Below are 26,506 nucleotides of genomic sequence, written 5' to 3'. Positions count from 1 at the left end.
TTCGAAGGAGGCGGTGCCGTCCGTGAAGCCGAGGAACTCGACGCCCGGTGTCTCCGACAGGGGTGTCCCGTGCTCGCGGACGGTGGCCGGGTCGGTGCTGGGCATGCACGGACTCGGGCCCGTTCCGCTGGCCCACCCCGCGCCCGAGCACGCCGTGACCGCCACGACCGCCATGAGCATCGCCACGTCCGTGGGCGAGCGGGCCTCGACGCCGGACGCGTGCGATCACGACGCGGGCGACTGCGGCAGCCACATGACCCACGCGGACGCGACCTGCGCCTCCGCCTCCGTCGCCGGTGCTCCCGCGGTGGTTCCGCTGCTGGTGCCCGATGTGGCCGCCTGGGCCCAACTGCCCGACACCCGCGGGTCCTTGACCGGCGGCGGCCCCGACGGCGGCCGAGCCCCGCCCTCCCTCTCCGAACTCCAACTCCTGCGGATCTAGAGCGGCCCACGCGCCACCCGCGCGCTTCGGCATGCCCTGCACAGACGACCGTTCGAGTTCCAGGAGTACCACCATGACCGCACAACGCGGGTTCGCCCGTCGTACCGTCGCTCTCGCCGTCACCACCTCCGTGGCCGCCCTCACGCTCGCCGCCTGTGGCGGCGACGGCGACAGCAAGGGGAGCGGCGGGACCAGGACCGGCGGGCACAACGCCGCCGACGTCTCCTTCTCGAAGGAGATGATCCAGCACCACCGGCAGGCCGTGGAGATGGCCTCGCTCGCCGCCGACCACGCCTCCTCGGCCCAGGTCAAGAGCCTCGCCACGAAGATCAAGGGCGCACAGGACCCCGAGATCAAGACCATGTCCGGCTGGCTCACGGCGTGGGGCGAGAAGGTGCCCCAGGACATGACCGGTATGGGCCACGACATGTCGTCCTCGACGCCCGGCATGATGACCGACGCCGACATGGGCAAGCTGGAGAAGGCCTCCGGCGCCATGTTCGACACCATGTTCCTCAACATGATGGTCGAACACCACGAGGGCGCCGTGGCGATGGCCAAGACCGAGAAGGCGGACGGCAGTTACCGCCCCGCCACCGCGCTCGCGGCCGGTGTGATCACGGCGCAGAGTGCCGAGATCTCGCAGATGAACAAGATGCTCGGCAAGGGCTGACACCTCGCCGGCGAAGGCGAGAGCCGACGCCACCGGCGAACAGGGTGGGTCCGGCCGCGTACCGCGCGGTCGGACCCACCCCCGCGCTCAGGACCCCTCCGCCGCCTCCCGCTTGCGGCGCTGCTCCTCGAACAGCCGTAGGAACTCCTTCGCCTGTTTCTCCGCCACCCGCTGCTGCTCGGCCTCTTCCTCGCTCAATACGCGGTTCTCGTCGAACAGCCCCTCCGCGCGCAGCTGTTCCTCCTGGACGGAGGTCGGCAGCTCAGGGTCGTGGTCGGAGGGGCGCGGGCCCTCGGGACCGTCGGGGCCGATGCGGACGAGCCGTTCGACCCGCACGATCCGGGTCCGGCACCCGTCGATCACGATGTCGTCGCAGCGCTCGGCGTCGAGCCGGTCGGCCGCCCGCGCGTACTCGGCCCGCGTCTCCTCGTCGAGCTGCTCCATGGCCGGCGCCATCACCCGCAGATAGGTGGTGAGCGTGTCCCGCGCCCCCTGCGGGCTCGGGTTCGTCATCTGCGTCGGCTGCCAGCCGCCGTCCACGTACTCCGCCGCGGTGAACTCGGCGGGCAGCAGCACACCCCCGGGATGCGTCTTCAGGGCGCGCACCGAGTCCTTGCGTACGGGGGCGGGAGCCGTGCCTGGGGCCCGGACCAGCGACAGCAGTTCCATCCTCAGGATGCCCTCGGACATGCCCGTCGCGGTGAACGGGTCGATCACGAACCCCGTGGTGCGGCTGGGCAGTTCATGGCCGTGCCCGACCTTCGCCGGATCGGGGTCGGACGGCCGGGGCGGCTCGGGGCCGGTCGGTCCCATCCGGATGAACTGGTCGGCCCGTACGACCCGGAACCGGCGGTCGAGCACCGTCAGCTCGTCCACCTTCTCCCAGTCGAGGCGCTCCGCTCCGCGCAGCCACTTCTGCTGCGTCGCCGTGTCGCCCGCGTCGAGGGCTTCCCGGGCGCGTTGGCGGAAGGTCATCGCCAGGGTGTCGCGGGAGCCCTGCGGGGCCATGTTGCCGAACCGGGAGAGGACCCGCCAGCCGCCGGAATCCAACTCCTCGGCCACGCCGAAGACCGGGCCACCGCCGGCCAGGACGTTCGGGTAGGCCTCGCGGGCCTGCCACGCCTCCACGTCCGCGAGGGCGGCTGCCGGTGCGTCCTGTAGCGCTTCCATCCTGATCACCCGGTACCCGGGAACCTGATCACCGTGCTCAGACATGCTCCCAGCATGCCCAGCGGAGGGGACGTCGGGCGACGAATCAACGCAACCGGCACATCGGTTGGGCTTGCGGCTCACCGGTTTCGGCCACGCGTCCCACACCCCGGGGTGATAGACGTCGGGCATGAACAACTCGATCGACTCCTCCTCTCCGGCAGGCACCCGATGACCGCGGGCGCCGACACCCCCGACCGCCGGGGCCGCACCGGCCTGGACCGCACCGGCCTCGATCTGACCGGCAACCCCCGGGTCAGGGTCCGCGACGTGACACTGCTCTCCAGCCACTGGTACGTCGAGCGCACCACCACCTTCGACTTCCGGCACGCCGACGGCACCTGGACCACCCAGGAGCGCGAGACCCACGACCGCGGCAACGGCGCGACCCTGCTCCTGTACGACGCGGAGCGCCAAATGGTCCTGCTCACCCGCCAGTTCCGCTTCCCCGTGTACGTCAACGGTCACCCCGACGGCATGCTCGTCGAGACCCCGGGCGGTCTCCTCGACGACGAGGACGAGCACCCGGAGGAGGCCGTACGGCGCGAGGTGGTGGAGGAGACCGGACACACGGTCGGCGAGGTGGAGCACGTCTTCGACGTCTACATGAGCCCCGGCTCGGTCACCGAACGCATCGGTTTCTACGCCGCCTCCTACGGCCCCTCGACCCGCACCCACGAGGGCGGGGGCCTCCAGGAGGAGGGCGAGGACATCGAGATCCTCGAACTGCCCTTCCGCAGCGCCCTGGAGATGATCCGCACCGGGGAGATCGCCGACGCCAAGACCATCATGTTGCTCCAATGGGCGGCGCTGGACGGTCCGTTCGCCAAGTAGCCGCCCGGAAGCTTGACTTGAAGTGCGCTTCAACAGCGAGACTCCCGTTCGTGCCCGGAGCACCGGGCGCGAACGGGAGGGATCATCATGAAGTACCGCACCATCGGCACCGATCCGGCCCACCGCCGCGAGGTGAGTGTGCTCGCGCTCGGCGCGATGCTGTTCGGCTCCCGCACCGACGAGGCGACCTCCTTCGCCGTGCTCGACCGCTATGTCGAGGCCGGTGGGAACTTCATCGACACGTCCGACAACTACGCGTTCTGGACCGACGGAAGCCAGGGCGGCCACAGCGAGAAACTGCTCGGCCGGTGGCGGCGCAGCCGCGGCATCGGCGACGAGATCGTCATCGCCACCAAGCTCGGCGCCCGCCCGCTGGCCCCCGGCACGGGATTCGTCGACAACCCGGAGGGCCTCTCGGCGAAGGTCATCCGCGAGTCGGCCGAACGCAGCCGCGAACGCCTCGGCGTCGACAGACTCGACCTGCTGTACGCCCACATCGAGGACCAGAGCGTTCCGCTGCGGGAAACCGTCGAAGGATTCGCCGAGTTGGTCGCCGAGGGCACCGTCGGCCTCCTCGGCGTCAGCAACCACGCCGCCTGGCGCGTGGAACGGTCCCGCGCGCTCGCCGCCGCGGCCGGACTGCCCGGCTACGAGGTGCTCCAGTACCAGCACAGCTACCTGCGCCCCCGGACCGACGTACCGTCCGAGTTCTTCCCCGACGGCAGCCTCGGCAGCGCGGGACCCGACCTGCTCGGCTACCTGCGCGCCGAGCCCGCCCTCACCCTGGTCGCCTACTCACCCCTGCTGGCCGGCGCCTACACCCGCCAGGACAAACCGCTGCGTGCCGAGTACGACCACCCCGGCACCCCCACCCGGCTCGCCGCCCTGCGAGAGGTGGCGCGGGACACCGGCGCGACCGTCAACCAGGTGGTACTCGCCTGGCAGTTGGGCGGTCCGCTGCCGATCGTCCCGCTCGCGGGGGCCTCGTCGGTGGCCCAGTTGGAGGAGAACCTCGCGGCCGTGGACCTGGAGCTGACGGCGGAGCAGCGCGAACGCCTGGACTCCGCCGTCCCGGTCAGGGCCTGACCAGCAATTGGAAGTCGAACGCGTACCGGGACGCCCGGTAGATGTGCGTCCCGTACTCGACCGGCCGCCCCGTGTCGTCGTACGCCGTGCGCTGCATCGTGAGCAGTGCCGCGTTCTCCTTCTCGTCGAGCCGGGCGGCCTCCTCGGGGGTGGCCGAGCGGGCGCCTATCGTCTGGCGGGCGCTGTGCAGGGTGATGCCGGCGGTGCGCAACATCCGGTACAGACCCGTCGACTCCAGCCGGGCGGTGTCGAGTTCGAGCAGATTGGCCGGAAGGTAGTTGCACAGGAACGCCACCGGCTGACCGTGCGTGGAGCGCAGCCGTTCCAGGAGCGTGACCTCGCTGCCCTCCGCGACCCCGAGGGCGGCCGCGACATCCGCGGTCGCGGGCACGCCCTCGTTGCGCAGCACCTCCGTGGTCGGTCCCTGCCCGGCCGACTCCAGGTCGTCGTAGAGGCTGCTGAGTTCCAGCGGTCTCTTGACCTGGCTGTGTACCACCTGCGTGCCGACCCCCCGCCGCCGGACCAACAGCCCCTTGTCCACAAGGGATTGGATGGCCTGGCGGACGGTGGGGCGGGACAGGCCGAGGCGGACCGACAGGTCGATCTCGTTGCCCAGGAGGTTGCCCGGCGCGAGGGTCCCGTGCTCGATCGCCGCCTCCAACTGCTGCGCGAGCTGGTAGTACAGCGGCACCGGACTGTTGCGGTCCAGGGCGAAATGCAGGCCGTCGAGCGGGGATCCGGTCACGGCACGCGAGTAGCCACCGGTCTTCGCCACAGAGGGCACCTCCTCACGAATCGTGACGGGTTGTCAGGAGTTGCTGGGGAAACCGAGGTTGATACCGCCGTCGGCCGGGTCCGGCCAGCGGGTGGTGATCACCTTGCCCTGCGTGTAGAAGGCGATGCCGTCGTTGCCGTAGACGTGGAGGTCTCCGAAGAGGGAGTCCTTCCAGCCGCCGAAGGAGTGGTAGCCGACGGGCACCGGGATCGGCACGTTCACGCCGACCATGCCCGCCTTGACCTCCATCTGGAAGCGGCGGGCGGCGCCGCCGTCCCGGGTGAAGATCGCGGTGCCGTTGCCCCAACGGGAGCTGTTGATCAGGGTGATGGCCTCGTCGTAGGACTCGGCGCGGACGACGACCAGGACCGGTCCAAAGATCTCGTCCTTGTACGCGTCCGCTGTCAGCGGCACCTTGTCGAGGAGGGAGACGCCGAGGAAGAAGCCGTCCTCGTGGCCCTCGACCGAGAAGCCGGTGCCGTCGACGACGACCTCCGCGCCCTGGGCGGCGGCCGAAGCGACGTAGGACGCCACCTTGTCGCGGTGCTCGCGGGTGATGAGCGGGCCCATCTCGCTGGCCGGGTCGTTGCCGGGGCCGATGCGCAGGTTGCCGGCGCGCTCGGCGATCTTGCTCACCAGCTCGTCTCCGGTGTCGCCGACCGCGACCACGACGGAGACGGCCATGCAGCGCTCGCCCGCCGAGCCGTAGGCCGCGTTGATCGCCTGGTCGGCCGCGAAGTCCAGGTCCGCGTCCGGCAGGACCAGCATGTGGTTCTTGGCGCCGCCGAGGGCCTGCACGCGCTTGCCGTGCTCAACCGCCTTGAGCTGGATGTACTTCGCGATCGGCGTCGAGCCGACGAAGGAGACGGCCTCGATGTCCGGGTGCTCCAGGATGCGGTCGACGGCCACCTTGTCGCCCTGCACGACGTTCAGCACACCCTGCGGCAGGCCCGCCTCGGAGGCGAGTTCGGCCAGGCGGTAGGACGCCGACGGGTCCTTCTCGCTCGGCTTCAGGACGAAGGTGTTGCCGGTCGCGACGGCGAGGGGGAACATCCACATCGGCACCATGGCAGGGAAGTTGAAGGGCGTGATGCCCGCAACCACGCCCAGCGGCTGGCGAATTGAGGCCACGTCGACACGGGTCGAGACCTGCGTCGACAGCTCGCCCTTCAGCTGCACGCTGATGCCACAGGCGAGTTCGACGATCTCCATGCCGCGCGCGACCTCGCCGAGCGCGTCCGAGTGCACCTTGCCGTGCTCGGCGGTGATCAGCTCGGCGATCTCGTCGCGGTGCGCGTCCAGCAGCTCGCGGTACTTGAACAGGATCGCGGTGCGCTTGGCGAGCGAGGAGGTGCCCCAGCTCTCGAACGCGGCCTTCGCGGAGGCGACGGCGGCGTCCACCTCGTCGACGGTCGCGAAACCGACCTGCTTCTCCTGCGCGCCGGTCGCCGGGTCGTACACGGGGCCGAAGCGGCCGGACGTGCTCTCGACGGGCTTGCCGTCGATCCAGTGGGTGATCGTCTTCATGGTGCGAGTGCCTTTCGGGGGAGGGGAGTTCAGCAGCTCAGAGGTGGCGGCGGCGGTCGACGACCTGGCGGTCGTACTCCTGACGGGCTTCTACGGCCGATGCGCGTGAGGCGGTCTCGGCGACCGGTACGTCCCACCAGGCCTCGGCCGGGGGAGCGGTCGGGGTGGCGATGTCGGTCTCGACGTAGACGCAGGTCGGCCGGTCCGAGGCGCGGGCCGTGGCGAGCGCCTCGCGCAGTTCGCGCACGGTCTTGGGGCGCAGGACGTCCATGCCGAGGCTGGCCGCGTTGGCGGCGAGGTCGACCGGGAGCGGGTCGCCGGAGAAGGTGCCGTCGGCCGTCCGGTAGCGGTAGGCGGTGCCGAAGCGCTCGCCGCCGACCGACTCGGAGAGGCCGCCGATGGAGGCGTAGCCGTGGTTCTGGATCAGCACCAGGTTGACCGGCAGGCCCTCCTGGACCGCCGTGACGATCTCGGTCGGCATCATCAGGTAGGTGCCGTCGCCGACCAGCGACCACACGGCGACGTCGGGCGCGGCCTGCTGGACACCGATGCCGGCCGGGATCTCGTAGCCCATGCAGGAGTAGCCGTATTCGAGGTGGTACTGGCGCGGGCTGCGCGCCCGCCACAGCTTGTGCAGGTCGCCGGGGAGCGAACCCGCCGCGTTGATCACCACGTCGTCGTCGCCCACAACTGCGTCGAGGGCGCCGAGGAGTTGGGTCTGCGTCGGTACGGCGTTCTCGTCCGGGGCGGTGAACGCGGCGCTGACCACCCGCTCCCAACTCTCCTTGCCCGCGCGGTACTCGGCCTCGTAGGCGGGGTCCACGCGGTGGCCTTCGAGGCTCGAAGTCAGCGCTTCCAGACCGGACTTCGCGTCGGCCACCAGTGCGCTCGCGGCCAGCTTGTGGGCGTCGAACGCGGTGATGTTGAGGTTGACGAAGCGGACGGCCGGGTTCTGGAAGAGCGTGTTGGAGGCCGTCGTGAAGTCGGTGTAGCGGGTGCCGACCCCGATGATCAGGTCGGCGGCGCGCGCGATGTCGTCGCTGACCGCGGTGCCGGTGTGGCCGATGCCGCCCAGGTCGGCCGGGTGGTCGTAACGCAGCGAGCCCTTGCCCGCCTGGGTGGAGGCGACCGGGATGCCGGTGGCGTCGACCAGGGCCTTCAGCGCCTCCTCGGCGCGGCTGTGGTGGATGCCGCCGCCCGCGACGATCAGCGGGCGCTCGGCGTACCGGATCGCCTCGACGGCCTCGGCCAGCTCGAAGGCGTCCGGCGCGGGCCGCCGTACGTGCCACACGCGGTCGGCGAAGAACTCCTCCGGCCAGTCGTAGGCCTCGGCCTGAACGTCCTGCGGGAGAGCCAGAGTCACCGCTCCGGTCTCGACCGGGTCGGCCAGCACGCGCATCGCGTTCAGGGCGGCCGGGATCAGGGCCTCGGGGCGGGTGATCCGGTCGAAGTAGCGGGAGACCGGACGCAGCGTGTCGTTGACCGAGAGGTCGGCCTCGACCGGGTGCTCCAGCTGCTGGAGCAGCGGGTCGGCGGCGCGGGTCGCGAAGTAGTCGCCGGGCAGCAGCAGGACCGGCAGGCGGTTGATCGTGGCGAGCGCGGCGCCCGTGACCAGGTTGGTGGCGCCCGGTCCGATGGACGTCGTGACGGCCTGCGCGGAGAGCCGGTCGAGCTGGCGGGCGTAGCCAACTGCCGCGTGCACCATGGCCTGTTCGTTGCGGCCCTGGTGGAACGGCATCGTTTCCTCACCGGCCTCCAGCAGCGCCTGGCCGAGTCCGGCAACGTTGCCATGGCCGAAGATGCCCCAGGTGCCGGCGATCAACCGGTGCGGTACGCCGTCGCGTTCGGTGTACTGCACCGACAGGAACTGCACCAGGGCCTGCGCGACGGTCAGGCGGCGAGTTGGGCTGGTCATCAGGACTTCTCCGGTGCCGTGTAGAGGGGGAGGCGGGGGTCGACGGGCTGCTCGGGCCAGGTGCCGCGGACCCAGGCGTGATCGGGGTGGTCGCAGATCAGCCACGAGCGGTCCTCGTCCGGACCCGCCATGACGTTGAGGTAGTACATGTGGTGGCCGGGCACCGCCATCGAGGGCCCGTGCCAGCCGTCCGGGATCAACACCACGTCTCCGCCCCGGACTTCGGCCAGGACGTCCGTGTTACGACCCTGCCCCGACGGCGAGACGCGCTGGTAGCCCAGTCCCGGTGTGCCCTCGTGGTCGGCGAACTCGAAGTAGTAGACCTCTTCGAGGACGGACTCCTCACCGGGCCGGTGCTCGTCGTGCTTGTGCGGCGGGAAAGAGGACCAGTTCCCGCCGGGAGTGATCACCTCTACGGCGATGAGCTTGTCGCACTCGAAGACGCCCGCCGCGCCGAAGTTGTTGACCTGGCGGCTGCTGTTGCCGGTGCCGCGCAGCTCCACCGGCACCGACGAGGCCGGGCCGTAGCGGGCGGGCAGCCGCCGGGTGCAGCGGGCGCCGGTCAGCGCGAAGCGGCCACCGCCGGGCGACGAGACCGTCGTACGGGAATCCCGTGGGACGTACGCGAAGTCGGTCACGGAGGTGAACACGCTCTCGCGGCCGTGGAGTTCGAAGGTGTCGTGGCCGAAGTCGTCGGCGGCGGAGACCGTGCAGGCGCCGCTGAGCGGGAGGACGATCCACTCGCTGTCGTCGGTGTCGAAGGTGTGCGTGCCGCCCGGGGGCAGCTCCAGGACCCGCAGGCTGGAGTAGCCCCAGGCCGCCGACTCGGGGGTGACGTCCACGACGTAGGGGCCGCCGAGTGCCTTGCCCGCGGGAAGGTGGTACGCGCTCGTCATCGTGTGCCTCCGGTTCACAACAGACCCACGGCGGTGTCCACCGCCGCTTCGACGCCGCCGTCGGCGGGGTACAGCAGGGAGCGGCCCACGACCAGGCCCTGGACGGTGGGCAGCCGCAGCGCCTTGCGCCACTTCTCGTACGCGCCCTCCTGGTCGTCGCCGACCTCGCCGCCGAGCAGCACGGCCGGCAGCGTCGAGGTCTCCATGACCTCGGCCATGTCGTCCGGGTCGGCCGTGACGGGCAGCTTCAGCCAGGTGTAGGCCGAAGTGCCGCCCAGGCCCGAGGAGATGGCGATCGAGCGGGTCACGGCCTCCGCGGACAGGTCGTTGCGGACCTTGCCGTCGACCCGGCGGGAGATGAACGGCTCGACGAACAGGGGGAGTTGGCGTGCCGCCATGTCGTCTATCGCGCGGGCCGTCGACTCCAGGGTGGTCAGCGAGCCCGGGTCGTCGTAGTCGATGCGCAGCAGCAGCTTGCCCGCGTCGAAGCGGAGCCGCTCGATGTCCTCGGCGCGGTGACCGGTGAACCGGTCGTCCATCTCGAACGCGGCGCCGGACAGCCCGCCGCGGTTCATCGAGCCCATCACGACCTTGCCGTCCAGGACCCCGAGCAGGAGCAGGTCCTCCAATATGTCGGCGGTGGCCAGCACTCCGTCGACACCCGGCCGGGACAGCGCGACACACAGGCGTTCCAGCAGGTCGGCGCGGTTCGCCATGGCCGTACGGCGGTCGCCGACGCCGAGCGCGCCGCGCGCCGGGTGGTCGGCGGCCACGATCATCAGGCGACCGCTCGCACCCAACAGCGGTCTACGCACCCGGCGGGCCGCCGCCTCGGCGATCGCCTCGGGATGCCTGGCTCTGACCGTGACCAGGTCGGGGATGCTGATGCTCAAGAGAAACTCCGTTCAGGGATGGCTCGGGCGGTCACGGGGTCAGCCGCCCACGCGCGCGCCGGCGAGCAGGTCCTCGACCTCGGACTCGGTGGGCATCGCGGTGGAGCAGGCGAGACGGGAGGCGACGAGGGCGCCGGCCGCGTTGGCGTACCGCATGATTTTCGCCAACTCCCAGCCGGACAGCAGTCCGTGGCACAGCGAGCCGCCGAACGCGTCGCCCGCGCCGAGACCGTTGAGCACCTCGACCGGGACCGGCGGCACCTCGGCGGTCGTGCCGTCGCGGTGCACGGCCAGCACACCCTTGGGGCCCTGCTTGACGACGGCCAGCTCCACGCCCGCCTCCAGCAGCGCCTCGGCGCAGGCGCGGGGCTCGCGGAGGCCGGTGGCGATCTCGCACTCGTCGAGGTTGCCCACCGCGACCGTCGTGTGGCGCAGGGCCTCCGCGTAGTACGGGCGGGCCTCGTCGGGGTCCTTCCAGAACATCGGGCGCCAGTCCAGGTCGAAGACCGTGGTGCCCGCCTTGTCGCGCGCCTTGAGGGCGGCCAGCGTGGCGGAGCGGCTCGGCTCCTCGCTCAGGCCGGTGCCGGTGATCCAGAAGACCCGGGCCTCGCGGATCGCGGAGTAGTCCAGCTCGTCGCCGCGGATCTCCAGGTCGGGGGCCTTGGGCTGCCGGTAGAAGTACAGCGGGAAGTCGTCCGGCGGGAAGATCTCGCAGAACGTGACCGGGGTCGGGTAGTCCGCGACCGGGGTGACCCAGCGGTCGTCCACCCCGAAATCCTTGAGGGCCTCGTGCAGGTAGGCGCCGAAGGGGTCGTCGCCGGTGCGGGTGATCACCGCGGTGTTCCGGCCGAGCCGGGCGGCGGCCACGGCCACGTTGCTCGCCGAACCTCCGAGGAACTTCCCGAAGGTCTCCACCCGCGCCAGCGGCACGCCGGACTGCAACGGGTAGAGATCGACCCCGATACGACCCATGGTGATGAGATCGAAGGGCTGGGCTGACTCGGCCATGCGCGGCACTCCTCTGAGCTTCTGGGGGGTGGGCGGGTCCCGAGGGCCTGCCGACTCCCAGGTGTAGGACTCCGAGGGGCGCTCTGTCAATAGTTTGTACTTACATTCGGACCTGCTTGTGAAATGATGTCTTAACAAAGTATTGACAGCGGGCGCGACCGGGGATTGGATTCCGTCCCAGCGCAACAGCCGTGTTTCACGGCCACGACCCGGGGCCGCACAGGCCCCGAGCCCTGATCTCTGAGATCATTGCTCCCTTTCCCCAGAAGCACAGTGAGGTGCAGGAAAGATGGACCGTTCTTCCCACTCCCGTACGCGCAGAATGGCCCCCTTCGTGGCGGTCGCCGCGGCAGCGGCACTGACCCTCGCCGGCTGCTCCAGCAGCTCGGGCGGCAAGAAGTCCACGGAGGACACCTCCGGCGCCTCCGCGGGCAAGGCCAGCACTCCCCGTATGACGGTCGCCCTGGTCACGCACCAGGCGCCCGGGGACACGTTCTGGGACATCGTCCGCAAGGGCGCCCAGGCCGCCGCCGACAAGGACAACATCAAGCTCATCTACTCGGCCGACCCGAACGCGGGCAACCAGTCGAACCTGGTGCAGAACGCGATCGACCAGAAGGTCGACGGCATCGCGGTCACCCTCGCCAAGCCCGACGCCCTCAAGGACGTCATCGGCAAGGCGAAGTCCGCGAACATACCCGTGGTGGGCCTCAACTCCGGTCTCAGCGACTGGAAGAAGCTCGGACTGCTGGAGTTCTTCGGCCAGGACGAGACGGTCGCCGGCGAGGCGCTCGGCAACCGGCTGAACACGGAGGGCGCCAAGAAGGTCGTCTGTGTCATCCAGGAGCAGGGCAACATCGGCCTGACCCAGCGCTGCGACGGCGTGAAGAAGACGTTCAGCGGTACCACCGAGGTCCTCAACGTCAACGGCACGGACATGCCGTCGGTGAAGTCGACCATCACCGCCAAGCTCACGCAGGACAAGGCCATCGACTACGTGGTCACGCTGGGCGCCCCGTTCGCCCTGACCGCCGTGCAGTCGCTGTCCGACGCGGGCAGCAAGGCGAAGGTCGCCACCTTCGACCTCAACAAGGACCTCACGAGCGCCATCAGCAAGGGCACCATCCAGTTCGCGGTTGACCAGCAGCCGTACCTCCAGGGCTACTTGGCCGTCGACTCGCTGTGGCTGTACAAGAACAACGGCAACTACAGCGGCGGCGGTGAGCAGCCCGTACTGACCGGCCCGGCCTTCGTCGACAAGACCAACGTCGACGCCGTCGCCAAGTACGCCGCCAACGGAACCCGGTGATGAGCATGACCCAGCACGCCGAGCCGGCGGTGACCTCACCGCCGGCCCCCGGCCCCAAGCCCACCGACGGCCGGACCGCGGAACGCCCGCTCGCCCTCCGGCTGTTGGCCCGCCCCGAGGTCGGAGTCTTCCTCGGTGCGGCGGCGGTGTACGTGTTCTTCCTGATCGCCGCTCCGCCGGTGCGGGACGGCGCCTCGATGGCGAACATTCTCTACAGTTCGTCCACCATCGGGATCATGGCCCTGCCGGTGGCGCTGCTGATGATCGGCGGGGAGTTCGACCTCTCCGCCGGTGTCGCGGTCATCACCTCGGCGCTGACCGCGAGCATGTTGAGCTACCAACTCACCATGAACGTGTGGGTCGGTGTGATCGTCGCGCTGCTGGTGTCGCTGGGGATCGGATTCCTCAACGGGTGGATGGTCGTCAAGACCGGACTGCCGAGCTTCCTGGTCACCCTGGGCAGCTTCCTGATCCTCCAGGGCGTGAACCTCGCGGTGACGAAGCTGGTCACCGGCAACGTCGCCACCGACGACATCAGCAACATGGACGGCTTCGACCAGGCCAAGAAGGTCTTCGCGTCGTCGTTCGAGGTCGGCGGAGTCAACGTCAAGATCACCATCATCTACTGGCTGGTGTTCGCGGCCATCGCGACCTGGGTGCTGCTGCGGACGAAGTACGGCAACTGGATCTTCGCGGTCGGTGGCAACAAGGACTCCGCGCGCGCTGTGGGTGTCCCGGTGGCGTTCACGAAGATCTCGCTGTTCATGCTGGTCGGTTTCGGTGCCTGGTTCATCGGGATGCACCAGTTGTTCTCCTTCAACACGGTGCAGTCCGGCGAGGGTGTCGGGCAGGAGCTGATCTACATCTCGGCGGCGGTCATCGGCGGCTGCCTGCTGACGGGTGGTGCGGGTTCGGCGATCGGTCCCGTGTTCGGGGCGTTCATGTTCGGCATGGTCCAGCAGGGCATCGTCTACGCCGGCTGGAACCCCGACTGGTTCAAGGCGTTCCTGGGCGTGATGCTCCTGGGCGCCGTCATGATCAATCTGTGGGTGCAGCGCACCGCGACCCGGAGGTGACCTCGATGACCGACAACACGACCGGCACCCACGGCGCGATCCTGACCGACACGCCGGCCACGGACGGGGACCATCCCCTCGTCCAGCTCCGCAACGCGGGCAAGTCCTACGGCAATGTCCGTGCCCTGCACGGGGTCGACCTCGCGGTCCGCCCCGGCCAGGTCACCTGCGTCCTGGGTGACAACGGCGCGGGCAAGTCCACGCTGATCAAAATCATCTCCGGGCTGCACCAGCACTCCGAGGGCGAGTTCCTCGTCGACGGCGAGCCGGTGCACTTCACCACCCCCCGCCAGGCACTGGACCGGGGTATCGCGACGGTCTACCAGGACCTGGCCGTCGTCCCGCTGATGCCGGTGTGGCGCAACTTCTTCCTCGGCTCGGAGATGACCAAGGGCCCCTGGCCCGTGCGCCGTCTGGACATCGAGAGGATGAAGCAGACCGCGGACGAGGAACTGCGCAACATGGGCATCGTCCTGGACAACCTGGACCAGCCCATCGGCACCCTCTCCGGCGGCCAGCGCCAGTGCGTGGCCATCGCCCGCGCCGTCTACTTCGGCGCCCGCGTCCTCATCCTCGACGAACCCACCGCCGCCCTGGGCGTCAAGCAGTCCGGTGTGGTCCTGAAGTACGTGGCCGCCGCCCGCGAACGCGGCCTCGGCGTCATCTTCATCACCCACAACCCGCACCACGCCTACATGGTCGGCGACCACTTCAGCGTGCTGCGCCTGGGCACCATGGAACTCTCCGCCGAACGCAGCGAGATCACCCTCGAAGAGCTGACCAACCACATGGCCGGCGGCACCGAACTCGCCGCCCTCAAGCACGAGTTGTCCCAGGTCCGCGGCGTCGACGTCGAAGAACTCCCCGAGGCGGCCGACCTCAAGGCCTCGGCCTCGGCGAGCAGCGCGCCCGAAGGGACGTCCTGACATGCCCGAGCGTCCCGTCCTGGACCGCATCCGGGTGGGCTCCGCCCCCGACTCCTGGGGCGTGTGGTTCCCCGATGACCCCCAACAGGTGCCGTGGGAACGGTTCCTGGACGAGGTCGCGCAGGCCAGCTATCCCTGGATCGAACTGGGCCCGTACGGCTATCTGCCGACCGACCCGGCCCGGCTCACGGACGAGATCGCGCGGCGCGACTTGAAGGTCTCCGCGGGCACGGTCTTCACCGGCCTGCACCGCGGCCCCTCGGTCTGGGACGCCACCTGGGAGCACGTGAGCCAAGTGGCCGCGCTCACCCAGGCGATGGGCGCCAAGCACCTGGTCGTCATCCCCTCCTTCTGGCGGGACGACAAGACCGCCGAGATCCTGGAGCCGCCGGAGCTGACCGGCGAGCAGTGGGCGCACCTCACCAAGGGCATGGAACGCCTCGGGCACGAGGTCAAGGAGGCGTACGGGCTCGACATCGTCGTCCACCCGCACGCCGACACCCACCTCGACACCGAGGACCACGTCGAGTACTTCCTCGACTCGACCGACTCCGAACTGGTCAACCTCTGCCTGGACACGGGGCATTACGCCTACTGCGGTGGCGACAGCGTCAAGCTGATCGAGACCTACGGCGAGCGAATCGGCTATCTGCACCTCAAGCAGGTCGACCCGGAGATCCTCGCCGACGTCGTCAAGAACGAGATCCCGTTCGGACCGGCCGTGCAGCGTGGCGTGATGTGCGAACCGCCGTCCGGCGTACCGGAGTTGGAGCCGGTGCTGGTCGCGGCGCAGCGCCTGGGCGTCGAGTTGTTCGCGATCGTCGAGCAGGACATGTACCCGTGCGAGCCGGACAAGCCGCTGCCCATCGCGGAGCGCACCCGCAAGTTCCTCCGCTCCTGCGGTGCCTGACGAACGTGAGCGACGTGAGCAACGTGACGACCCTGACGAGCCGAAAGGACGGCCGATGGCCATGAACCCGCGCGACACGCTCGGAGTGGCAGTGGTCGGAACCGGAAAGATGGGGGCGGACCACGTCCGCCGGATCGAGCACGTGGTCAACGGCGCCCGGGTGAGCGCCGTCGTGGACGTCGACGCCGAGCGCGCCAAACGGATCGCGTCCGGCGTCGACGGCTGCACCGCGTACACCGACCCGGCCGCCGCGATGGCGGCGGCCGACGTCGACGCGGTCCTCATCGCCTCACCGGGCCCCGCCCACGAGGCGGCCCTGCTGACGGCCTTCGAGCACGACCTCCCGGTCCTGTGCGAGAAGCCCCTCACCCCCGACGCGGCCTCCGCGCTGCGCGTCCTGGAGGCCGAGGTGCGCCTCGGCCACCGCCGGGTCCAGGTCGGCTTCATGCGGCGCTACGACGCCGAGTACATGAAGCTCAAGTCCCTCCTGGAAACAGGCCAGTTGGGCCGACCGCTGATGCTGCACAACCGGCACCGCAACGCGGCCAGCCCGCCCTTCTTCACCAGCTCCATGCTGATCAGCGACTCCGTGGCCCACGAGACCGACGCGACCCGTTGGCTCCTCGGGCACGAGATCACGGCCGTCCAGGTGCTGCGCCCGCGCCCCTCGGTGAGCGCCCCGGACGACCTCCAGGACCCGCAGTTCGTCGTCTTCGAGACCGACGGCGGCGCGATCGTCGACGTCGAGATGTTCGTCAACTGCGGCTTCGGCTACCAGGTCCAGGCCGAGATCGTCTGCGAACGCGGCACCGCCCGCATCGGCGACGGCCACGCCATGGTCACCAACATGGCAGGCCGCTGGGGCGGCACCATCGCCCAGGACTTCACCGAACGCTTCGCCGACGCCTACGACCGCGAGCTCCAGACCTGGATCGACGCCACCCGCCGCGGCGAGATCACCGGCCCGAGCGTGTGGGACGGCTACGCGGCCGCGGCCGTGTGCGAGGCGGGGGTACGGGCGTTGGAGGAGGGGGTGCGGGTGGAGGTGGAGTTGGTGGAGCGGCCGGCGCTCTACCGGTAGTCCGCCGCCCAGCAGCATGCCGAACGCCCGGACGAAACCGTCCGGGCGTCGCTGCGTATGTGACCGATGTACCTCTACCGCGGAACCGACACCCGCGGCCGAGGTGCGAACCCCGCCGCCCGATAGGCCTCGTCGATGAGGGTCATCGTCGCGACCGCGTCGTCCGGCCCCAGCGGCAGGGGCGCGCCGTTCCTCAACCGGGCGGCGAACGCCTCCAGTTGATAGGTGTACGACGATCTCCTGCCGAGCCGCTCCGTGCGTTCGCCGTCCGTCGTGCGGACCACCACCCGGTCGTCCAGGTGGGGCAGGACGAAGTTCGGTGCGAACGCCTCGCCGCGGCTGCCGGTGATCCGGCAGCTCATCACCAACTCGTCGTAGGCCATGTGGCAGCGGGCGGAGCCCGTCGCGCCGCTCGGGAAGGCCAGGTCGGCGTCCAGCCATTCGTCGACGCCGGGTGCGCCCGCGCGTTCGCCGCCCCTGGCCGAGACGAGCCGGGGTGCGCCGCCCGCCCAGGGGGCCAGCATGCGCTGTGCGTGCAGGCTGTAGCAGCCCAGGTCCATCACGGCGCCGCCGGCCAGGTCGAGCGACCAGCGCGGGTCGGTGTCCGGCGGGGCCGGGATCGCGACCAGTGTCTCGACGTGCCGTAGTTCGCCGAGTTCACCTGAGGCCAGCAGCTCGTGCAGGCGGCGGGTGACCGGGTGGAAGAGGTAGTGGAAGGCCTCCATGAAGACCGTCCCCGACTTCGCCGCGGCGTCGCGGACCTCGGCCGCCTCCTCCGCGTTGCTCGCCGAGGGCTTCTCCGACAGGACGTGCTTGCCCGCCTCCAGCGCGGCGAGGTTCCACGGCCCGTGCAGACCGTTGGCGAGCGGGTTGTAGACGACCTCCACCTCGGGGTCCGCGATCAGGTCGGCGTACGAGTCGACGACCCGCTCGACGCGGTGCGCGGCGGCGTACGCCTTCGCCCGGTCCCGGTCGCGGGCGGCCACCGCGACGAGGCGGTGGCCGGTCGTCCGGGCCGGGCCGATCAGGGAGTTCTCGGTGATCCGAGCGGCTCCCAGTACTCCGATGCGCAGTGGTTCCCGGCCCGGACCGCTCATGCTTCGCGTACCTCCTGGATGGTGACGGGGCGGTGCTCGTGCAGCGACAGGGTGCAGGCGTCGGCGATCCAGCCGGCCTCCAGCGCGTCGGCCACGGTGCAGGGGGAGGTGCGGGTACCGGCCACCACCTCGGTGAACGCGGTGAGTTCGGCGCGGTAGGCGGCGGTGAAGCGGTCCATGAAGAAGTCGTGCGGGACACCCGCCGGGAAGGTCACGCCGGGCTCGACGGAGCGCAGCGGCAGCTTGTCCTCCAGGCCGACCGCGATGGAGTCCGTGAAGCCGTGGATCTCCATGCGGACGTCGTAACCCCGGGCGTTGTGGCGGGAGTTGGAGACCACCGCGATGGTGCCGTCGTCCAGGGTGAGGATGGCGCCGGTGGTGTCGGCGTCGCCCGCCTCCTTGATGTACTCGGCGCCCCGGTTGCCGCCGACCGCGTACACCTCGACGACCTCACGGCCGGTGACCCAGCGGATGATGTCGAAGTCGTGCACGGAACAGTCGCGGAAGATGCCACCGGACGCGGCGATGTACGCGGCCGGCGGCGGCGCCGGGTCGAGCGTGGTCGACCGTACGGTGTGCAGTTTGCCCAGCTCGCCGGACTGCACGGCGGCGCGCGCGTTGACGAAGCCGGTGTCGAAGCGGCGGTTGTAGCCGATCTGGATCGGCACGTCGCTGCCCTCGACGGCCTTGAGGACCTTCACGCCCTCCGCCATCGTCTTGGCGACGGGCTTCTCGCAGAAGACCGGGATGCCCGCCTCGACGGCGGCCAGGATCAGACCGGGGTGGGCGTCGGTCGCGGCGGCCACGACGACACCGTCGACCCCGGCGGCGAGCACGGCCTCGGGGGAGTCCGCGACCTCGGCGCCGAACCGCTCGGCGGCCTTCTTGGCGGCCTCCGCGAACGGGTCGGCCACGACGAGGGACTCGACGACGTCGAGTCCGGAGAGGGTCTCGGCGTGGAAGGCGCCGATACGGCCGAGGCCGAGGATTCCGATGCGCATGAGTGCTCTTGCTTTCTTGAGGGGTGCGGGTGTGTTGCCGGTGGTGAGGGTCAGTCGAGGGCGCCCAGGACGTTCTGGTCCCAGTCGATCACCGAACCGGTGACCACGCCGGACCGGTCGGAGAGCAGGAACACCACGAAGTCGGCGATCTCGTCCGGCTGGCCGAGCTTGCCCATCGGGAGCCGGGCGGCGGCCTGCTCCTGCCAGTCGTCGCCCGCGCCGTGGAAGGCGCGCTGGGTGGCGTCCTCGCCCTCGGTGTCGGTCCAGCCGATGTTGACGGTGTTGATCCGGATCCGGTCGAAGCGGTGGGCGTGCGCCGCGTTGCGGGTCAGCCCGGCGAGCCCGGCCTTGGCGGCGGAGTACGCGGCGAGGAAGGGCGGCCCGCCGTGGGCGCAGTTGGAGCCGATGCTGACGATGGTGCCCGGTGCCGTGCGGGAGGTCATGTCGGCGACCGCCGCCTGCATCGCGAAGAACGGTGCCTTCAGGTTGATGGCGATGTGCTGGTCGAAGAGTTCGGGGCTGGTGTCCAGCAGCGAGCCGCGTGACGTGAGCCCCGCCGCGTTGACCAGGCAGTCGATCCGCCCGTGGGCCTCGACGGTCCGTACGACGCTGTCCCGCGCCTGCGCCGGATCGGCGAGGTCCGCCCGCAGGAAGTGGGCGCCCGTGTCCGCGGCGAGCTTCTCGCCCACGTCGGTCCGGCGGCCGGTGAACGACACCACCGCGCCCTCGCGCACCGCCGCCCGCACGATCGCGGCGCCGACGCCCTGACTGCCGCCGTTGACGAGAACGACCTTGTCGTCGAGAAGTCGTAGTCCCATGGTGTTCCTCAGCACTTGGTCCTCAGCACTTGGTCCTCAGCACGTGGTCCTCAGCCCCCGGTCTCAGCTCTCGCGCCGCTCGGCGCCCGCCCGCAGCTCCCCGCGGAGCGCCTGCGGGGCCCAGCCCTCACGCACCGCGCGGCGCACGATGTCCGCCTGTGAGGGCGGGGCGAGACCCTCGACGGGCGGGTCGTTGTCGAGGTTGGTGGGGAAGGGGTAGCCCTCGGCACTGGCCGCGACGACCGCGTGCAGCCACTCCTCGCCCACGCCCTCCGCCTTGCGCCTGAGCAGCACCGGGAAGACCGCGTTGCTGACGGCCTCGCGGTCCACCGTCTCCATCGCCCGCCCGAACGCGGAGGACACCTGGAGCAGATTGGCCATGCGCTTCACGTCGGTGGTGCGGTTGGTGCCGGCCGCGTGGAACAGCGCCGGGTTGAAGAACGCGGCATCGCCCTTGGCGAGCGGGAGTTGGATGTAGTTGGCCTCGAAGTAGGCCTGGAACTCCGGGAGTCGCCACGCCAGATAGCCCGGCTCGAACTTCTGCGAGTGCGGCAGGTACATCGTCGGCCCCGACTCCACCGGCATGTCGCAGTGTGCGACCGCCCCTTGGAGGGTGAGCACGGGGGAGAGGCGGTGCACGTGCGCCGGGTAGCCGGCGGCGGCCTCGTTGCCGAGGAACCCGAGGTGGTAGTCGCGGTGCACGGTCTGCGCCGCGCCGCCCGGGTGGACCACGTTGATCTGCGAGGTGACCTGGTAGCCGGGGCCGAGCCAGGCCACGGACACCAGGGCCAGCATGTCGTTCGCGTAGTAGTCGGCGAAGGTCTCCGGGTCGTAGAGCGCGGCCTTCTCCAGGGCGTTCCACACCCGGTCGTTGGCCCCCGGCTTCGCGAAGTGGTCCCCGGCGCCCGCGCCGGAGGCGTGCTGCTCGGCGATCAGCGCGTCGAAGACCTCGGTCGTACGGTCCACCACCGACGCGTCCGGGAACGCGTTCCGCAGGACCACGATGCCGGGCCCCTCCGCGAACGCCCGCACCAGCTCGGTCCCCACCTCGCGGCGCTCACCGGCCGCCACCGACTTGCGGAGCCGCTCGCTGTCGTAGACGAGGACGTTGCGCTCGACCAAGGACGCGTACGGGAAATCGCCCAGGTCGGTCGGCTGCTCGACGAGTGCGCGGAAGGCGTCGAGATCGCAGTCCCGCTCGGTGAGCCAGGCGGGGCGTTCTGCGGATGTGAAGGACATCGTCGTCCCCTCGAGTCACGTGGTGGTGCGGTCCTGTCATTCTTGTCAGTACAAACCCTTCGAACAACCGGCAGCGTGCCATCAAAAACCCCTCAAGGAGACGACCGGTGGGCCACCCCTTCCCGATCAGGGAAATCGCACGTCAGGCGGGCCTCAGCGAGGCCACCGTGGACCGGGTTCTGAACGGCAGGGGCGGTGTCCGCGAGAGCACCGAGCGCGAGGTCCGGCAGGCCATCGCCGATCTCGACCGGCAGCGCACCCAGGTCCGGCTGGTCGGCCGCACGTTCATGATCGACATCGTGATGCAGACCCCGGAGCGGTTCTCCACGGCCGTACGGGTGGCGCTGGAGGCGGAACTGCCCGATCTGCACCCGGCCGTGGTGCGCTCCCGCTTCCACTTCCGGGAGACCGCGCCGGTCAAGGAACTCGTCGGAACCCTGGACCGGATCGCCCGGCGCGGCTCGCAGGGCGTCATCCTCAAGGCACCGGACGTCCCCGAGATCACCGCGGCCGTCGGCCGGCTCGTCACCGCCGGTATCCCGGTCGTCACCCTCGTCACCGACCTGCCCGCGAGCGCCCGCCTCGCCTACGTCGGCATCGACAACCGCGCGGCGGGCGCCACCGCCGCCTACCTGATGGGCCAGTGGCTCGGCGACCGCCCCGGCAACGTCCTCACCAGCCTGAGCAGCGGGTTCTTCCGCAACGAGGAGGAACGCGAGATGGGCTTCCGCAGCACCATGCGCGCCCGCTACCCGGACCGGGCCCTCGTCGAGATCACCGAGGGCCACGGCCTCGACGCCACCCAGTACGAACTGGTCCGGGCCGCACTGAAGCGCGACCCGGACATCCGCGCGGTCTACTCGATCGGCGGCGGCAACATCGCGACCCTGCGCGCCTTCGCCGACCTTGGCCGCGAGTGCGCCGTGTTCGTCGCGCACGACCTCGACCACGACAACACCCGGCTGCTGCACGAGCAGCGGCTGTCGGCGGTCCTCCACCACGACCTGCGCCAGGACGTCCGCGAGGCCTGCCGCATCGTGATGCGCGCGCACGACGCGCTGCCGCCCGCCGGACCGACCCTGCCGTCCTCGATCCAGGTGGTCACGCCCTACAACTTGCCTACGGCACCCATGCGTTGAGGCAATTCACAGATTGATGGCGTACGCCTTGCGCAGCGTCTCGTGCACGGTCCACGTCGTACGGTCGCCCTCGCGCAGCACCGCCATGTCCCCGGGACCGACCGTCAGCGTCTCCCCACCCTCGACCTCGATGGTGGCCGAGCCGCTGATCACGACGAACAGCTCGTCCGCCTCCGTGTCGGTCACCACCCCCGGGGTGATCTGCCAGATCCCGCGGATCTGCCGCCCGTCCTCGGACTCCCACACCACCTTCCCGGTCACCTCGGGCGTACCGGAGACGATCTGCGCCGGGTCCAGCGGCTCGGGTTCGAGCTCGGCGTCGGGGATGCGGACAACGAAACTGTGCGTCATGCCGCGACCCTAGCCCGACCGGGCATGACCAGTGCGTGGACACTGTGTGGGGTATCCGCACAGGTCGGAGGACACTTCGTCGCGGAGTGGCGGCCCGGGAGGCGCCGGGCGATCGTGGAGGGCATGGCGCAGACCACGGAGGCCGTCCCCGACCCGCAGCCGCACCCACAGCCGCACTCGCACTCGCACGAGGCCCGGGAGAACATCCTCTTCGGGGGCGTCTACGGCGCCGTCCTCGCCTGCTCGATGGTCGCCGCGCTCACCCAGTACGGCCACACCGACCGGGCCAGCCGCCGCTACGACGCCCTGTGGCTGCTGGTGACCGCGGGTGCCTCGGCACTGGCCCACGGGTACGCCCACTACATCGCCGAGCGCGCTCCGCACCGCCGCTGGGACGCCTTGCGCACCCTGCGCGACGAGTGGCCGCTGGTCGCCGCGGCGGTGCCCACGGTGCTGCTGCTCGCCGGGGCGGGCTGGGGCTGGTGGCCCGCGAACGGTGTCGAGTACGCGGCCTTCGTCCTCAACATCGCGCTGCTGTTCGGCCTGGGTCTGGTCACCGCCCGCTGGTCGGCGCGGAGTTGGGCGGTGGCTGTGGCGATCGGGGCGGTGGACGCGCTGCTCGGGGTGGTCGTGGTGGTGGCGAACGCCCTGATCAAATAGGCGGGTTCAGTGTCGGACGGGCCTGGTCGGGCTGCTGCTCACGAGACGCCCTGGTAACCGCGCAGCTTGCGGTACAGCGTCGCCCGCCCGATGCCCAACGCGGCGGCCGCCCGCGCCTTGTTGCCGCCGTGCCTGCGCAACGCGCCCAGGATCGCGGCGCGTTCGGCGTGCTCCATCGGGCTGAGCCGCCGGGCCGCGGGCCCTTCCCGGACGGGATCGGGGAGTTCGGCCCGCCGCACCGGACCGGTGACCCGCCGATGCTCCGCCAACGCCCGTACGACATGCGCGAGTTCGGTGACGTTCCCGGGCCACGGATGCTCCTCCAGGGCCCGTAGCGCGTCCAGCGTCCAGCTGAGCGGCGGGTGTCCCGGGGCCGGCCGGGGCGCCAGGACCGGCAGCAACTCCCGTACGTCCTCCCGGCGTTCACGCAGCGCGGGCAGGGCGACCGACCGGGCGGCCAGGGTGTCCAGGAGGCGCTGGAAGCAGGGGCCGGGGGGAGTGCCGGGCGTGTAGGTGACCAGCAGATGCACGTCCGGGTGCTCGTCGAGCAGGGAGTTGAGCGCGGCCACGTCGGGCTGGGCCAGCCGTTCGGCGTGCCGCAGGAGCAGTGGGCGGCCGTCGGCCAACTCGCTGTACTTCACGCCCAGTTCCGGTGACTCGGCGGCGTCGGCGACCAACGGCACGGTCTCACCGAGCAGTTCACGGGCCAGCGCGGTCTTCCCGGTGCCGCGCTCGCCGGTCAGCAGCAGTGGCTCCGGGACCCGGGCCAGCTCCACCGCCCGCGCGACCGCGTGCCGCCAGGGCACCGAGCCGCCCGCGAGGGCCAGCGCGGGGCGCGGCGACGGACGCGGCACGTCGGCGGCGCGCGCCGCGAGCACGGCCACGATCCCCAGGACGCGGCCCTCGTGCCGTACCGGAGTGATCGCGGCGGTGCACCCGGCGCCCTCGGGGAGCGTCGCGTCGTACGACTCCTGGCTCGTGCTCGCGCGTTCCAGGGCGGCCAGGACCTGGGGGGTGGCGAGGCGGACGGCGGCCTCGCTGATCAGGCGGTTGCGGCCGTCGAGGGCGACGACCGCGCGGCCGGGGCCGTGGGCGGCGCGGGTGTAGGCGTCGAGGAGCACCCGTTCGGCCGTACGGGAGCGGGCGAGGAGTTCCGCCTCCACCGCGACGGCCGCGGCCTCCGCGAGGGCGGCGCCGGGATGCGGGCCGCAACCGGCGCACAGGCCGGACGCGACCGTCACTGTGCCGAGCGCGTGGCCGGTCTCCGGGGCGAACAGCGGCACGCTGACCGCGGACACGTCCTGCCACAGGTCGAGGAAGTGCTCGGGGCCGTGCACCTCGGCCCGGTGCCGGGTGCGCAGGGCGAGGGCCGCGCTGTTGTGGCCCACCTCCCGCTCGGACAGATCGCGGCACCGGTCGCCGCCGGGCACCTCGCCCGCCGTCCACACCACCTGCGGCCGCTCGTCGGTGAGGAGCAGCGCCGAGTGGCCGCCGAGCGCCGGCGCGACGCGCTCCAGCACCGGCCGCGCCGCCTCCAACAGGGCCGATTCGAGGGGCGGTTCGGGATCGTGGAACGGTCCATCGAGGTCGTGCCGTACGCCGAAGAAGCGGGCGCGCCGCCACGCGGCGAGGACCTCGTCCGGGACGCCGTCGGGCAGCGGGCGGCCGGTCAGGAACCGCTCGCGCGCCTGGCGCAGCGGGGCGAGGGCGGGGGAGTGCTCCACGATGGTCATGACGCCTCACACCGTATCGGGCCCGTGGCGGCAGTCGCCGTGGGGCTGTAACTGTCTCGTAATGAGACACCCGAGGGTGTTCCGCCCGCATGATGATCGTGAAGAGTCGGTGCCTTTCTCACCCCGGCCCCAACCTGCCTCACCCCCTGGAGCGTCCCGCCGTGCACGTTGTCGAGACCGACGTACTGATCGTGGGCAGCGGCCCGGCCGGTGCCGCCGCCGCGCTGGCGCTGAGCACCTACGGCGTCCCCCACATCGTCGTCACCCGCTACTCGCGCCTCACCAGGACGCCCCGCGCGCACATCACCAACCAGCGCACCATGGAGGTCCTGCGCGACCTCGGTGTCGAGGACGAGGTGCTGGCCAAGGCGACCCCGCAGCACCTGATGGGCAACACCACGTTCTGCACCAGTCTCGCCGGTGAGGAGCTGGGCCGGATCCGTTCCTGGGGCAACGACCCGCTCGTCCAGGCCGCCCACGACCTGGCCAGCCCGACCCGCATGTGCGACATGCCGCAGCACCTGATGGAACCGGTGCTCGTCGACGCGGCGCTCGCGCGCGGCTCGAACGTCCGCTTCAGCACGGTCTACAAGTCCTTCGAGCAGGACGACGACGGCGTCACGGTCACCGTCGAGGACCGGCTGCGCGGCGACGAGTACCTGATCCGCGCCAAGTACCTCATCGGCGCGGACGGCGGCCGTTCGCAGGTCGCCGAGGACGCCGGGCTGCCGATGGGCGGTCAGATGGGGGTCGCGGGCAGCATCAACATCGTCTTCGAGGCGGACCTCGCGAAGTACACCGCCCACCGGCCCTCCACCCTCTACTGGGTGCTCGCCCCGGGAGCCAACGTCGGCGGCATCGGCGCGGGCCTCGTGCGCTGTGTCAGCCCCTGGAACGAGTGGCTGATCGTGTGGGGCTACGACGTGAGCGCCGGCGCCCCCGACCTCACCGAGGAGTACGCGCTGTCCGTCGTACGCCAGTTGGTCGGCGACGACGACATCCCCGTGACCATCAAGTCGTCCTCCGCGTGGACGGTCAACGAGATGTACGCCGAGACCTACGCCAACGGCCGCGTCCTGTGCGCAGGTGACGCCGTGCACCGCCACCCGCCGTCCAACGGGCTCGGCTCCAACACCTCGATCCAGGACGCCTACAACCTGGCCTGGAAGCTGAAGCTGGTCCTCGACGGCACGGCGACACCGAAGCTGCTCGACACCTACGACGCCGAACGAGCCCCGGTCGGCAAGCAGATCGTCACCCGCGCCAACAAGTCCATCGGCGAGACCGCCCCGATCTTCGAGGCGCTCGACGGACTCTCCCCGCAGACGCCCGAGCAGCTGTGGGCCAACATCGCCGCCCGCAAGGACGCGACCGAGGCCGCGGAGAAGCAACGGGCCGCGCTGCGCGAGGCGATCGCCTACAAGGTCTACGAGTTCAACGCGCACGGCGTCGACCTCAACCAGCGCTATTCCGCGGAGAGTTCGGCCGCGGTCGTGCCCGACGGCACGCCCGACCCCGGCTTCGACCGCGACCGCGAGCTGCACCACCAGCCCAGCTCCCGCCCCGGCGCCAAGCTCCCGCACGCCTGGATCACCTCCGGCACCCGCACCGTCTCCACCCTCGACACGGTCGGCAAGGGCCGGTTCACCCTCCTCACCGGCATCGGCGGCGAGCGGTGGCTGCGCGCGGCCGAGGCGCAGCCCCTCGACATCGCCACGGCCGTCATCGGCCCCGGCCAGGAGTACGAGGACCCGTACGGCGACTGGGCCCGCCTCAGCGAGATCGCCGACGGGGGCGCCCTGCTCGTCCGCCCTGACGGCTACGTCGCCTTCCGCCACGCCGACGCGGCCGAGAACGCCGAACAGTTGCTCACGGACGCGCTGCGCCGCATCCTCGGGCACGGCTGAC

25 protein-coding genes are annotated in these 26,506 nt (G+C 70.8%); 12 read left to right on the top strand and 13 right to left on the bottom strand.

Features of this window, described 5'->3' with window-relative positions; translation table 11 throughout:
* Positions 1–103 precede the first annotated feature (103 nt).
* Both ACWIHT_RS39945 and ACWIHT_RS39940 read left to right on the top strand, forming a co-directional pair.
* Complete coding sequence (locus tag ACWIHT_RS39945; RefSeq protein ID WP_456173441.1) at positions 104–442, top strand: DUF6153 family protein; 339 nt, start codon at positions 104–106, stop codon at positions 440–442.
* Positions 443–515: 73 nt separating this feature from the next.
* The gene (locus ACWIHT_RS39940) at positions 516–1,115 is read left to right on the top strand and encodes a DUF305 domain-containing protein (RefSeq protein ID WP_456173440.1); all 600 of its coding nucleotides are present in this window, start codon (positions 516–518) and stop codon (positions 1,113–1,115) included.
* Positions 1,116–1,202: 87 nt separating this feature from the next.
* On the opposite strand, the gene ACWIHT_RS39935 is transcribed toward ACWIHT_RS39940, so the two are convergent.
* The gene (locus ACWIHT_RS39935) at positions 1,203–2,330 is read right to left on the bottom strand and encodes a DUF5954 family protein (RefSeq protein ID WP_456173439.1); all 1,128 of its coding nucleotides are present in this window, start codon (positions 2,328–2,330) and stop codon (positions 1,203–1,205) included.
* A gap of 165 nt (positions 2,331–2,495) precedes the next feature.
* Here ACWIHT_RS39935 and ACWIHT_RS39930 point away from each other — a divergent pair, with 165 nt between their 5' ends.
* Entirely contained in the window at positions 2,496–3,158 is a 663-nt protein-coding gene (locus ACWIHT_RS39930; RefSeq protein ID WP_456173438.1) for an NUDIX domain-containing protein, read from the top strand.
* Between the two features lie 87 nt (positions 3,159–3,245).
* Positions 3,246–4,244, top strand: coding sequence for an aldo/keto reductase (locus ACWIHT_RS39925; RefSeq protein WP_456173437.1), 999 nt, complete (start codon positions 3,246–3,248; stop codon positions 4,242–4,244).
* Here ACWIHT_RS39925 and ACWIHT_RS39920 read toward each other — a convergent pair.
* From ACWIHT_RS39920 to iolC, 6 genes are read right to left on the bottom strand one after another with little or no spacing between them, the layout of a single operon-like run.
* The gene (locus ACWIHT_RS39920) at positions 4,234–5,019 is read right to left on the bottom strand and encodes a GntR family transcriptional regulator (RefSeq protein WP_307783379.1); all 786 of its coding nucleotides are present in this window, start codon (positions 5,017–5,019) and stop codon (positions 4,234–4,236) included. The genes ACWIHT_RS39925 and ACWIHT_RS39920 overlap by 11 nt on opposite strands.
* A 33-nt stretch (positions 5,020–5,052) precedes the next feature.
* Complete coding sequence (locus ACWIHT_RS39915; RefSeq protein ID WP_456173436.1) at positions 5,053–6,546, bottom strand: CoA-acylating methylmalonate-semialdehyde dehydrogenase; 1,494 nt, start codon at positions 6,544–6,546, stop codon at positions 5,053–5,055.
* Between the two features lie 37 nt (positions 6,547–6,583).
* Positions 6,584–8,461 (bottom strand): 3D-(3,5/4)-trihydroxycyclohexane-1,2-dione acylhydrolase (decyclizing), encoded by a 1,878-nt coding sequence (gene iolD, locus ACWIHT_RS39910; RefSeq protein WP_456173434.1) that lies wholly within the window; start codon positions 8,459–8,461, stop codon positions 6,584–6,586.
* Positions 8,461–9,357: a 5-deoxy-glucuronate isomerase gene (gene iolB, locus ACWIHT_RS39905; RefSeq protein WP_456173432.1), complete on the bottom strand. Its 897-nt coding sequence runs from the start codon at positions 9,355–9,357 to the stop codon at positions 8,461–8,463. Before iolB ends, iolD begins: the two co-directional genes overlap by 1 nt.
* A gap of 14 nt (positions 9,358–9,371) precedes the next feature.
* Entirely contained in the window at positions 9,372–10,250 is an 879-nt protein-coding gene (locus tag ACWIHT_RS39900; protein WP_456173431.1) for a Cgl0159 family (beta/alpha)8-fold protein, read from the bottom strand.
* Positions 10,251–10,289: 39 nt separating this feature from the next.
* Positions 10,290–11,258, bottom strand: coding sequence for a 5-dehydro-2-deoxygluconokinase (iolC, locus tag ACWIHT_RS39895; RefSeq protein ID WP_456173430.1), 969 nt, complete (start codon positions 11,256–11,258; stop codon positions 10,290–10,292).
* Between the two features lie 289 nt (positions 11,259–11,547).
* Here iolC and ACWIHT_RS39890 point away from each other — a divergent pair, with 289 nt between their 5' ends.
* The 5 genes from ACWIHT_RS39890 (at position 11,548) to ACWIHT_RS39870 (ending at position 16,560) form a co-directional block, all read left to right on the top strand.
* Entirely contained in the window at positions 11,548–12,567 is a 1,020-nt protein-coding gene (locus ACWIHT_RS39890) for a sugar ABC transporter substrate-binding protein (protein ID WP_456173429.1), read from the top strand.
* Entirely contained in the window at positions 12,567–13,643 is a 1,077-nt protein-coding gene (locus ACWIHT_RS39885) for an ABC transporter permease (protein WP_456173428.1), read from the top strand. The genes ACWIHT_RS39890 and ACWIHT_RS39885 overlap by 1 nt, the downstream gene beginning before the upstream one ends.
* A gap of 5 nt (positions 13,644–13,648) precedes the next feature.
* Complete coding sequence (locus tag ACWIHT_RS39880) at positions 13,649–14,569, top strand: ATP-binding cassette domain-containing protein (RefSeq protein ID WP_456173427.1); 921 nt, start codon at positions 13,649–13,651, stop codon at positions 14,567–14,569.
* A gap of 1 nt (position 14,570) precedes the next feature.
* Positions 14,571–15,479 (top strand): sugar phosphate isomerase/epimerase family protein, encoded by a 909-nt coding sequence (locus ACWIHT_RS39875; RefSeq protein WP_456173426.1) that lies wholly within the window; start codon positions 14,571–14,573, stop codon positions 15,477–15,479.
* Positions 15,480–15,540: 61 nt separating this feature from the next.
* Positions 15,541–16,560, top strand: coding sequence for a Gfo/Idh/MocA family protein (locus ACWIHT_RS39870; protein WP_456173448.1), 1,020 nt, complete (start codon positions 15,541–15,543; stop codon positions 16,558–16,560).
* Positions 16,561–16,634: 74 nt separating this feature from the next.
* On the opposite strand, the gene ACWIHT_RS39865 is transcribed toward ACWIHT_RS39870, so the two are convergent.
* From ACWIHT_RS39865 to ACWIHT_RS39850, 4 genes are all read right to left on the bottom strand, one after another.
* Positions 16,635–17,657, bottom strand: a complete 1,023-nt coding sequence (locus ACWIHT_RS39865) for a Gfo/Idh/MocA family protein (RefSeq protein WP_456173425.1) — start codon at positions 17,655–17,657, stop codon at positions 16,635–16,637.
* Positions 17,654–18,658 (bottom strand): Gfo/Idh/MocA family protein, encoded by a 1,005-nt coding sequence (locus ACWIHT_RS39860; RefSeq protein WP_456173423.1) that lies wholly within the window; start codon positions 18,656–18,658, stop codon positions 17,654–17,656. The genes ACWIHT_RS39865 and ACWIHT_RS39860 overlap by 4 nt, the downstream gene beginning before the upstream one ends.
* Before the next feature lie 50 nt (positions 18,659–18,708).
* Positions 18,709–19,476, bottom strand: coding sequence for an SDR family oxidoreductase (locus tag ACWIHT_RS39855; protein ID WP_456173422.1), 768 nt, complete (start codon positions 19,474–19,476; stop codon positions 18,709–18,711).
* A gap of 63 nt (positions 19,477–19,539) precedes the next feature.
* On the bottom strand, positions 19,540–20,715 hold the full coding sequence (locus tag ACWIHT_RS39850; RefSeq protein WP_456173421.1) for a phytanoyl-CoA dioxygenase family protein: 1,176 nt from the start codon (positions 20,713–20,715) through the stop codon (positions 19,540–19,542).
* A gap of 107 nt (positions 20,716–20,822) precedes the next feature.
* On the opposite strand from ACWIHT_RS39850, the gene ACWIHT_RS39845 reads away from it, so the two are divergent.
* Complete coding sequence (locus ACWIHT_RS39845; protein WP_456173420.1) at positions 20,823–21,854, top strand: LacI family DNA-binding transcriptional regulator; 1,032 nt, start codon at positions 20,823–20,825, stop codon at positions 21,852–21,854.
* A 6-nt stretch (positions 21,855–21,860) separates the two neighbouring features.
* On the opposite strand, the gene ACWIHT_RS39840 is transcribed toward ACWIHT_RS39845, so the two are convergent.
* Positions 21,861–22,205 (bottom strand): cupin domain-containing protein, encoded by a 345-nt coding sequence (locus ACWIHT_RS39840; protein WP_456173419.1) that lies wholly within the window; start codon positions 22,203–22,205, stop codon positions 21,861–21,863.
* Between the two features lie 123 nt (positions 22,206–22,328).
* On the opposite strand from ACWIHT_RS39840, the gene ACWIHT_RS39835 reads away from it, so the two are divergent.
* Positions 22,329–22,865: a hypothetical protein gene (locus ACWIHT_RS39835; RefSeq protein ID WP_456173418.1), complete on the top strand. Its 537-nt coding sequence runs from the start codon at positions 22,329–22,331 to the stop codon at positions 22,863–22,865.
* A gap of 38 nt (positions 22,866–22,903) precedes the next feature.
* On the opposite strand, the gene ACWIHT_RS39830 is transcribed toward ACWIHT_RS39835, so the two are convergent.
* Positions 22,904–24,598 (bottom strand): helix-turn-helix domain-containing protein, encoded by a 1,695-nt coding sequence (locus ACWIHT_RS39830; RefSeq protein WP_456173417.1) that lies wholly within the window; start codon positions 24,596–24,598, stop codon positions 22,904–22,906.
* A gap of 161 nt (positions 24,599–24,759) precedes the next feature.
* Here ACWIHT_RS39830 and ACWIHT_RS39825 point away from each other — a divergent pair, with 161 nt between their 5' ends.
* Positions 24,760–26,505: an FAD-dependent oxidoreductase gene (locus ACWIHT_RS39825; protein ID WP_456173416.1), complete on the top strand. Its 1,746-nt coding sequence runs from the start codon at positions 24,760–24,762 to the stop codon at positions 26,503–26,505.
* Position 26,506 lies beyond the last annotated feature (1 nt).

Source organism: Streptomyces sp. NPDC002276, assembly GCF_053891435.1.
The sequence above is the reverse complement of the archived record's forward strand: the minus strand, read 5'-3'. Positions and strand labels throughout refer to the sequence as shown.

What these genes read in the sequence shown, in the direction of transcription:
- ACWIHT_RS39835 (WP_456173418.1), top strand. Translation starts at nt 22,329, where the DNA reads ATGGCGCAGACCACGGAGGCCGTCCCCGACCCGCAGCCGCACCCACAG.
- iolD (WP_456173434.1), bottom strand. Translation starts at nt 8,461, where the DNA reads ATGACCAGCCCAACTCGCCGCCTGACCGTCGCGCAGGCCCTGGTGCAG.
- ACWIHT_RS39880 (WP_456173427.1), top strand. Translation starts at nt 13,649, where the DNA reads ATGACCGACAACACGACCGGCACCCACGGCGCGATCCTGACCGACACG.
- ACWIHT_RS39890 (WP_456173429.1), top strand. Translation starts at nt 11,548, where the DNA reads ATGGACCGTTCTTCCCACTCCCGTACGCGCAGAATGGCCCCCTTCGTG.
- ACWIHT_RS39870 (WP_456173448.1), top strand. Translation starts at nt 15,541, where the DNA reads ATGAACCCGCGCGACACGCTCGGAGTGGCAGTGGTCGGAACCGGAAAG.
- iolC (WP_456173430.1), bottom strand. Translation starts at nt 11,258, where the DNA reads ATGGCCGAGTCAGCCCAGCCCTTCGATCTCATCACCATGGGTCGTATC.
- ACWIHT_RS39940 (WP_456173440.1), top strand. Translation starts at nt 516, where the DNA reads ATGACCGCACAACGCGGGTTCGCCCGTCGTACCGTCGCTCTCGCCGTC.
- ACWIHT_RS39885 (WP_456173428.1), top strand. Translation starts at nt 12,567, where the DNA reads ATGAGCATGACCCAGCACGCCGAGCCGGCGGTGACCTCACCGCCGGCC.
- ACWIHT_RS39945 (WP_456173441.1), top strand. Translation starts at nt 104, where the DNA reads ATGCACGGACTCGGGCCCGTTCCGCTGGCCCACCCCGCGCCCGAGCAC.
- ACWIHT_RS39860 (WP_456173423.1), bottom strand. Translation starts at nt 18,658, where the DNA reads ATGCGCATCGGAATCCTCGGCCTCGGCCGTATCGGCGCCTTCCACGCC.
- ACWIHT_RS39935 (WP_456173439.1), bottom strand. Translation starts at nt 2,330, where the DNA reads ATGTCTGAGCACGGTGATCAGGTTCCCGGGTACCGGGTGATCAGGATG.
- ACWIHT_RS39875 (WP_456173426.1), top strand. Translation starts at nt 14,571, where the DNA reads ATGCCCGAGCGTCCCGTCCTGGACCGCATCCGGGTGGGCTCCGCCCCC.
- iolB (WP_456173432.1), bottom strand. Translation starts at nt 9,357, where the DNA reads ATGACGAGCGCGTACCACCTTCCCGCGGGCAAGGCACTCGGCGGCCCC.
- ACWIHT_RS39855 (WP_456173422.1), bottom strand. Translation starts at nt 19,476, where the DNA reads ATGGGACTACGACTTCTCGACGACAAGGTCGTTCTCGTCAACGGCGGC.
- ACWIHT_RS39840 (WP_456173419.1), bottom strand. Translation starts at nt 22,205, where the DNA reads ATGACGCACAGTTTCGTTGTCCGCATCCCCGACGCCGAGCTCGAACCC.
- ACWIHT_RS39930 (WP_456173438.1), top strand. Translation starts at nt 2,496, where the DNA reads ATGACCGCGGGCGCCGACACCCCCGACCGCCGGGGCCGCACCGGCCTG.
- ACWIHT_RS39865 (WP_456173425.1), bottom strand. Translation starts at nt 17,657, where the DNA reads ATGAGCGGTCCGGGCCGGGAACCACTGCGCATCGGAGTACTGGGAGCC.
- ACWIHT_RS39925 (WP_456173437.1), top strand. Translation starts at nt 3,246, where the DNA reads ATGAAGTACCGCACCATCGGCACCGATCCGGCCCACCGCCGCGAGGTG.
- ACWIHT_RS39830 (WP_456173417.1), bottom strand. Translation starts at nt 24,598, where the DNA reads ATGACCATCGTGGAGCACTCCCCCGCCCTCGCCCCGCTGCGCCAGGCG.
- ACWIHT_RS39850 (WP_456173421.1), bottom strand. Translation starts at nt 20,715, where the DNA reads ATGTCCTTCACATCCGCAGAACGCCCCGCCTGGCTCACCGAGCGGGAC.
- ACWIHT_RS39915 (WP_456173436.1), bottom strand. Translation starts at nt 6,546, where the DNA reads ATGAAGACGATCACCCACTGGATCGACGGCAAGCCCGTCGAGAGCACG.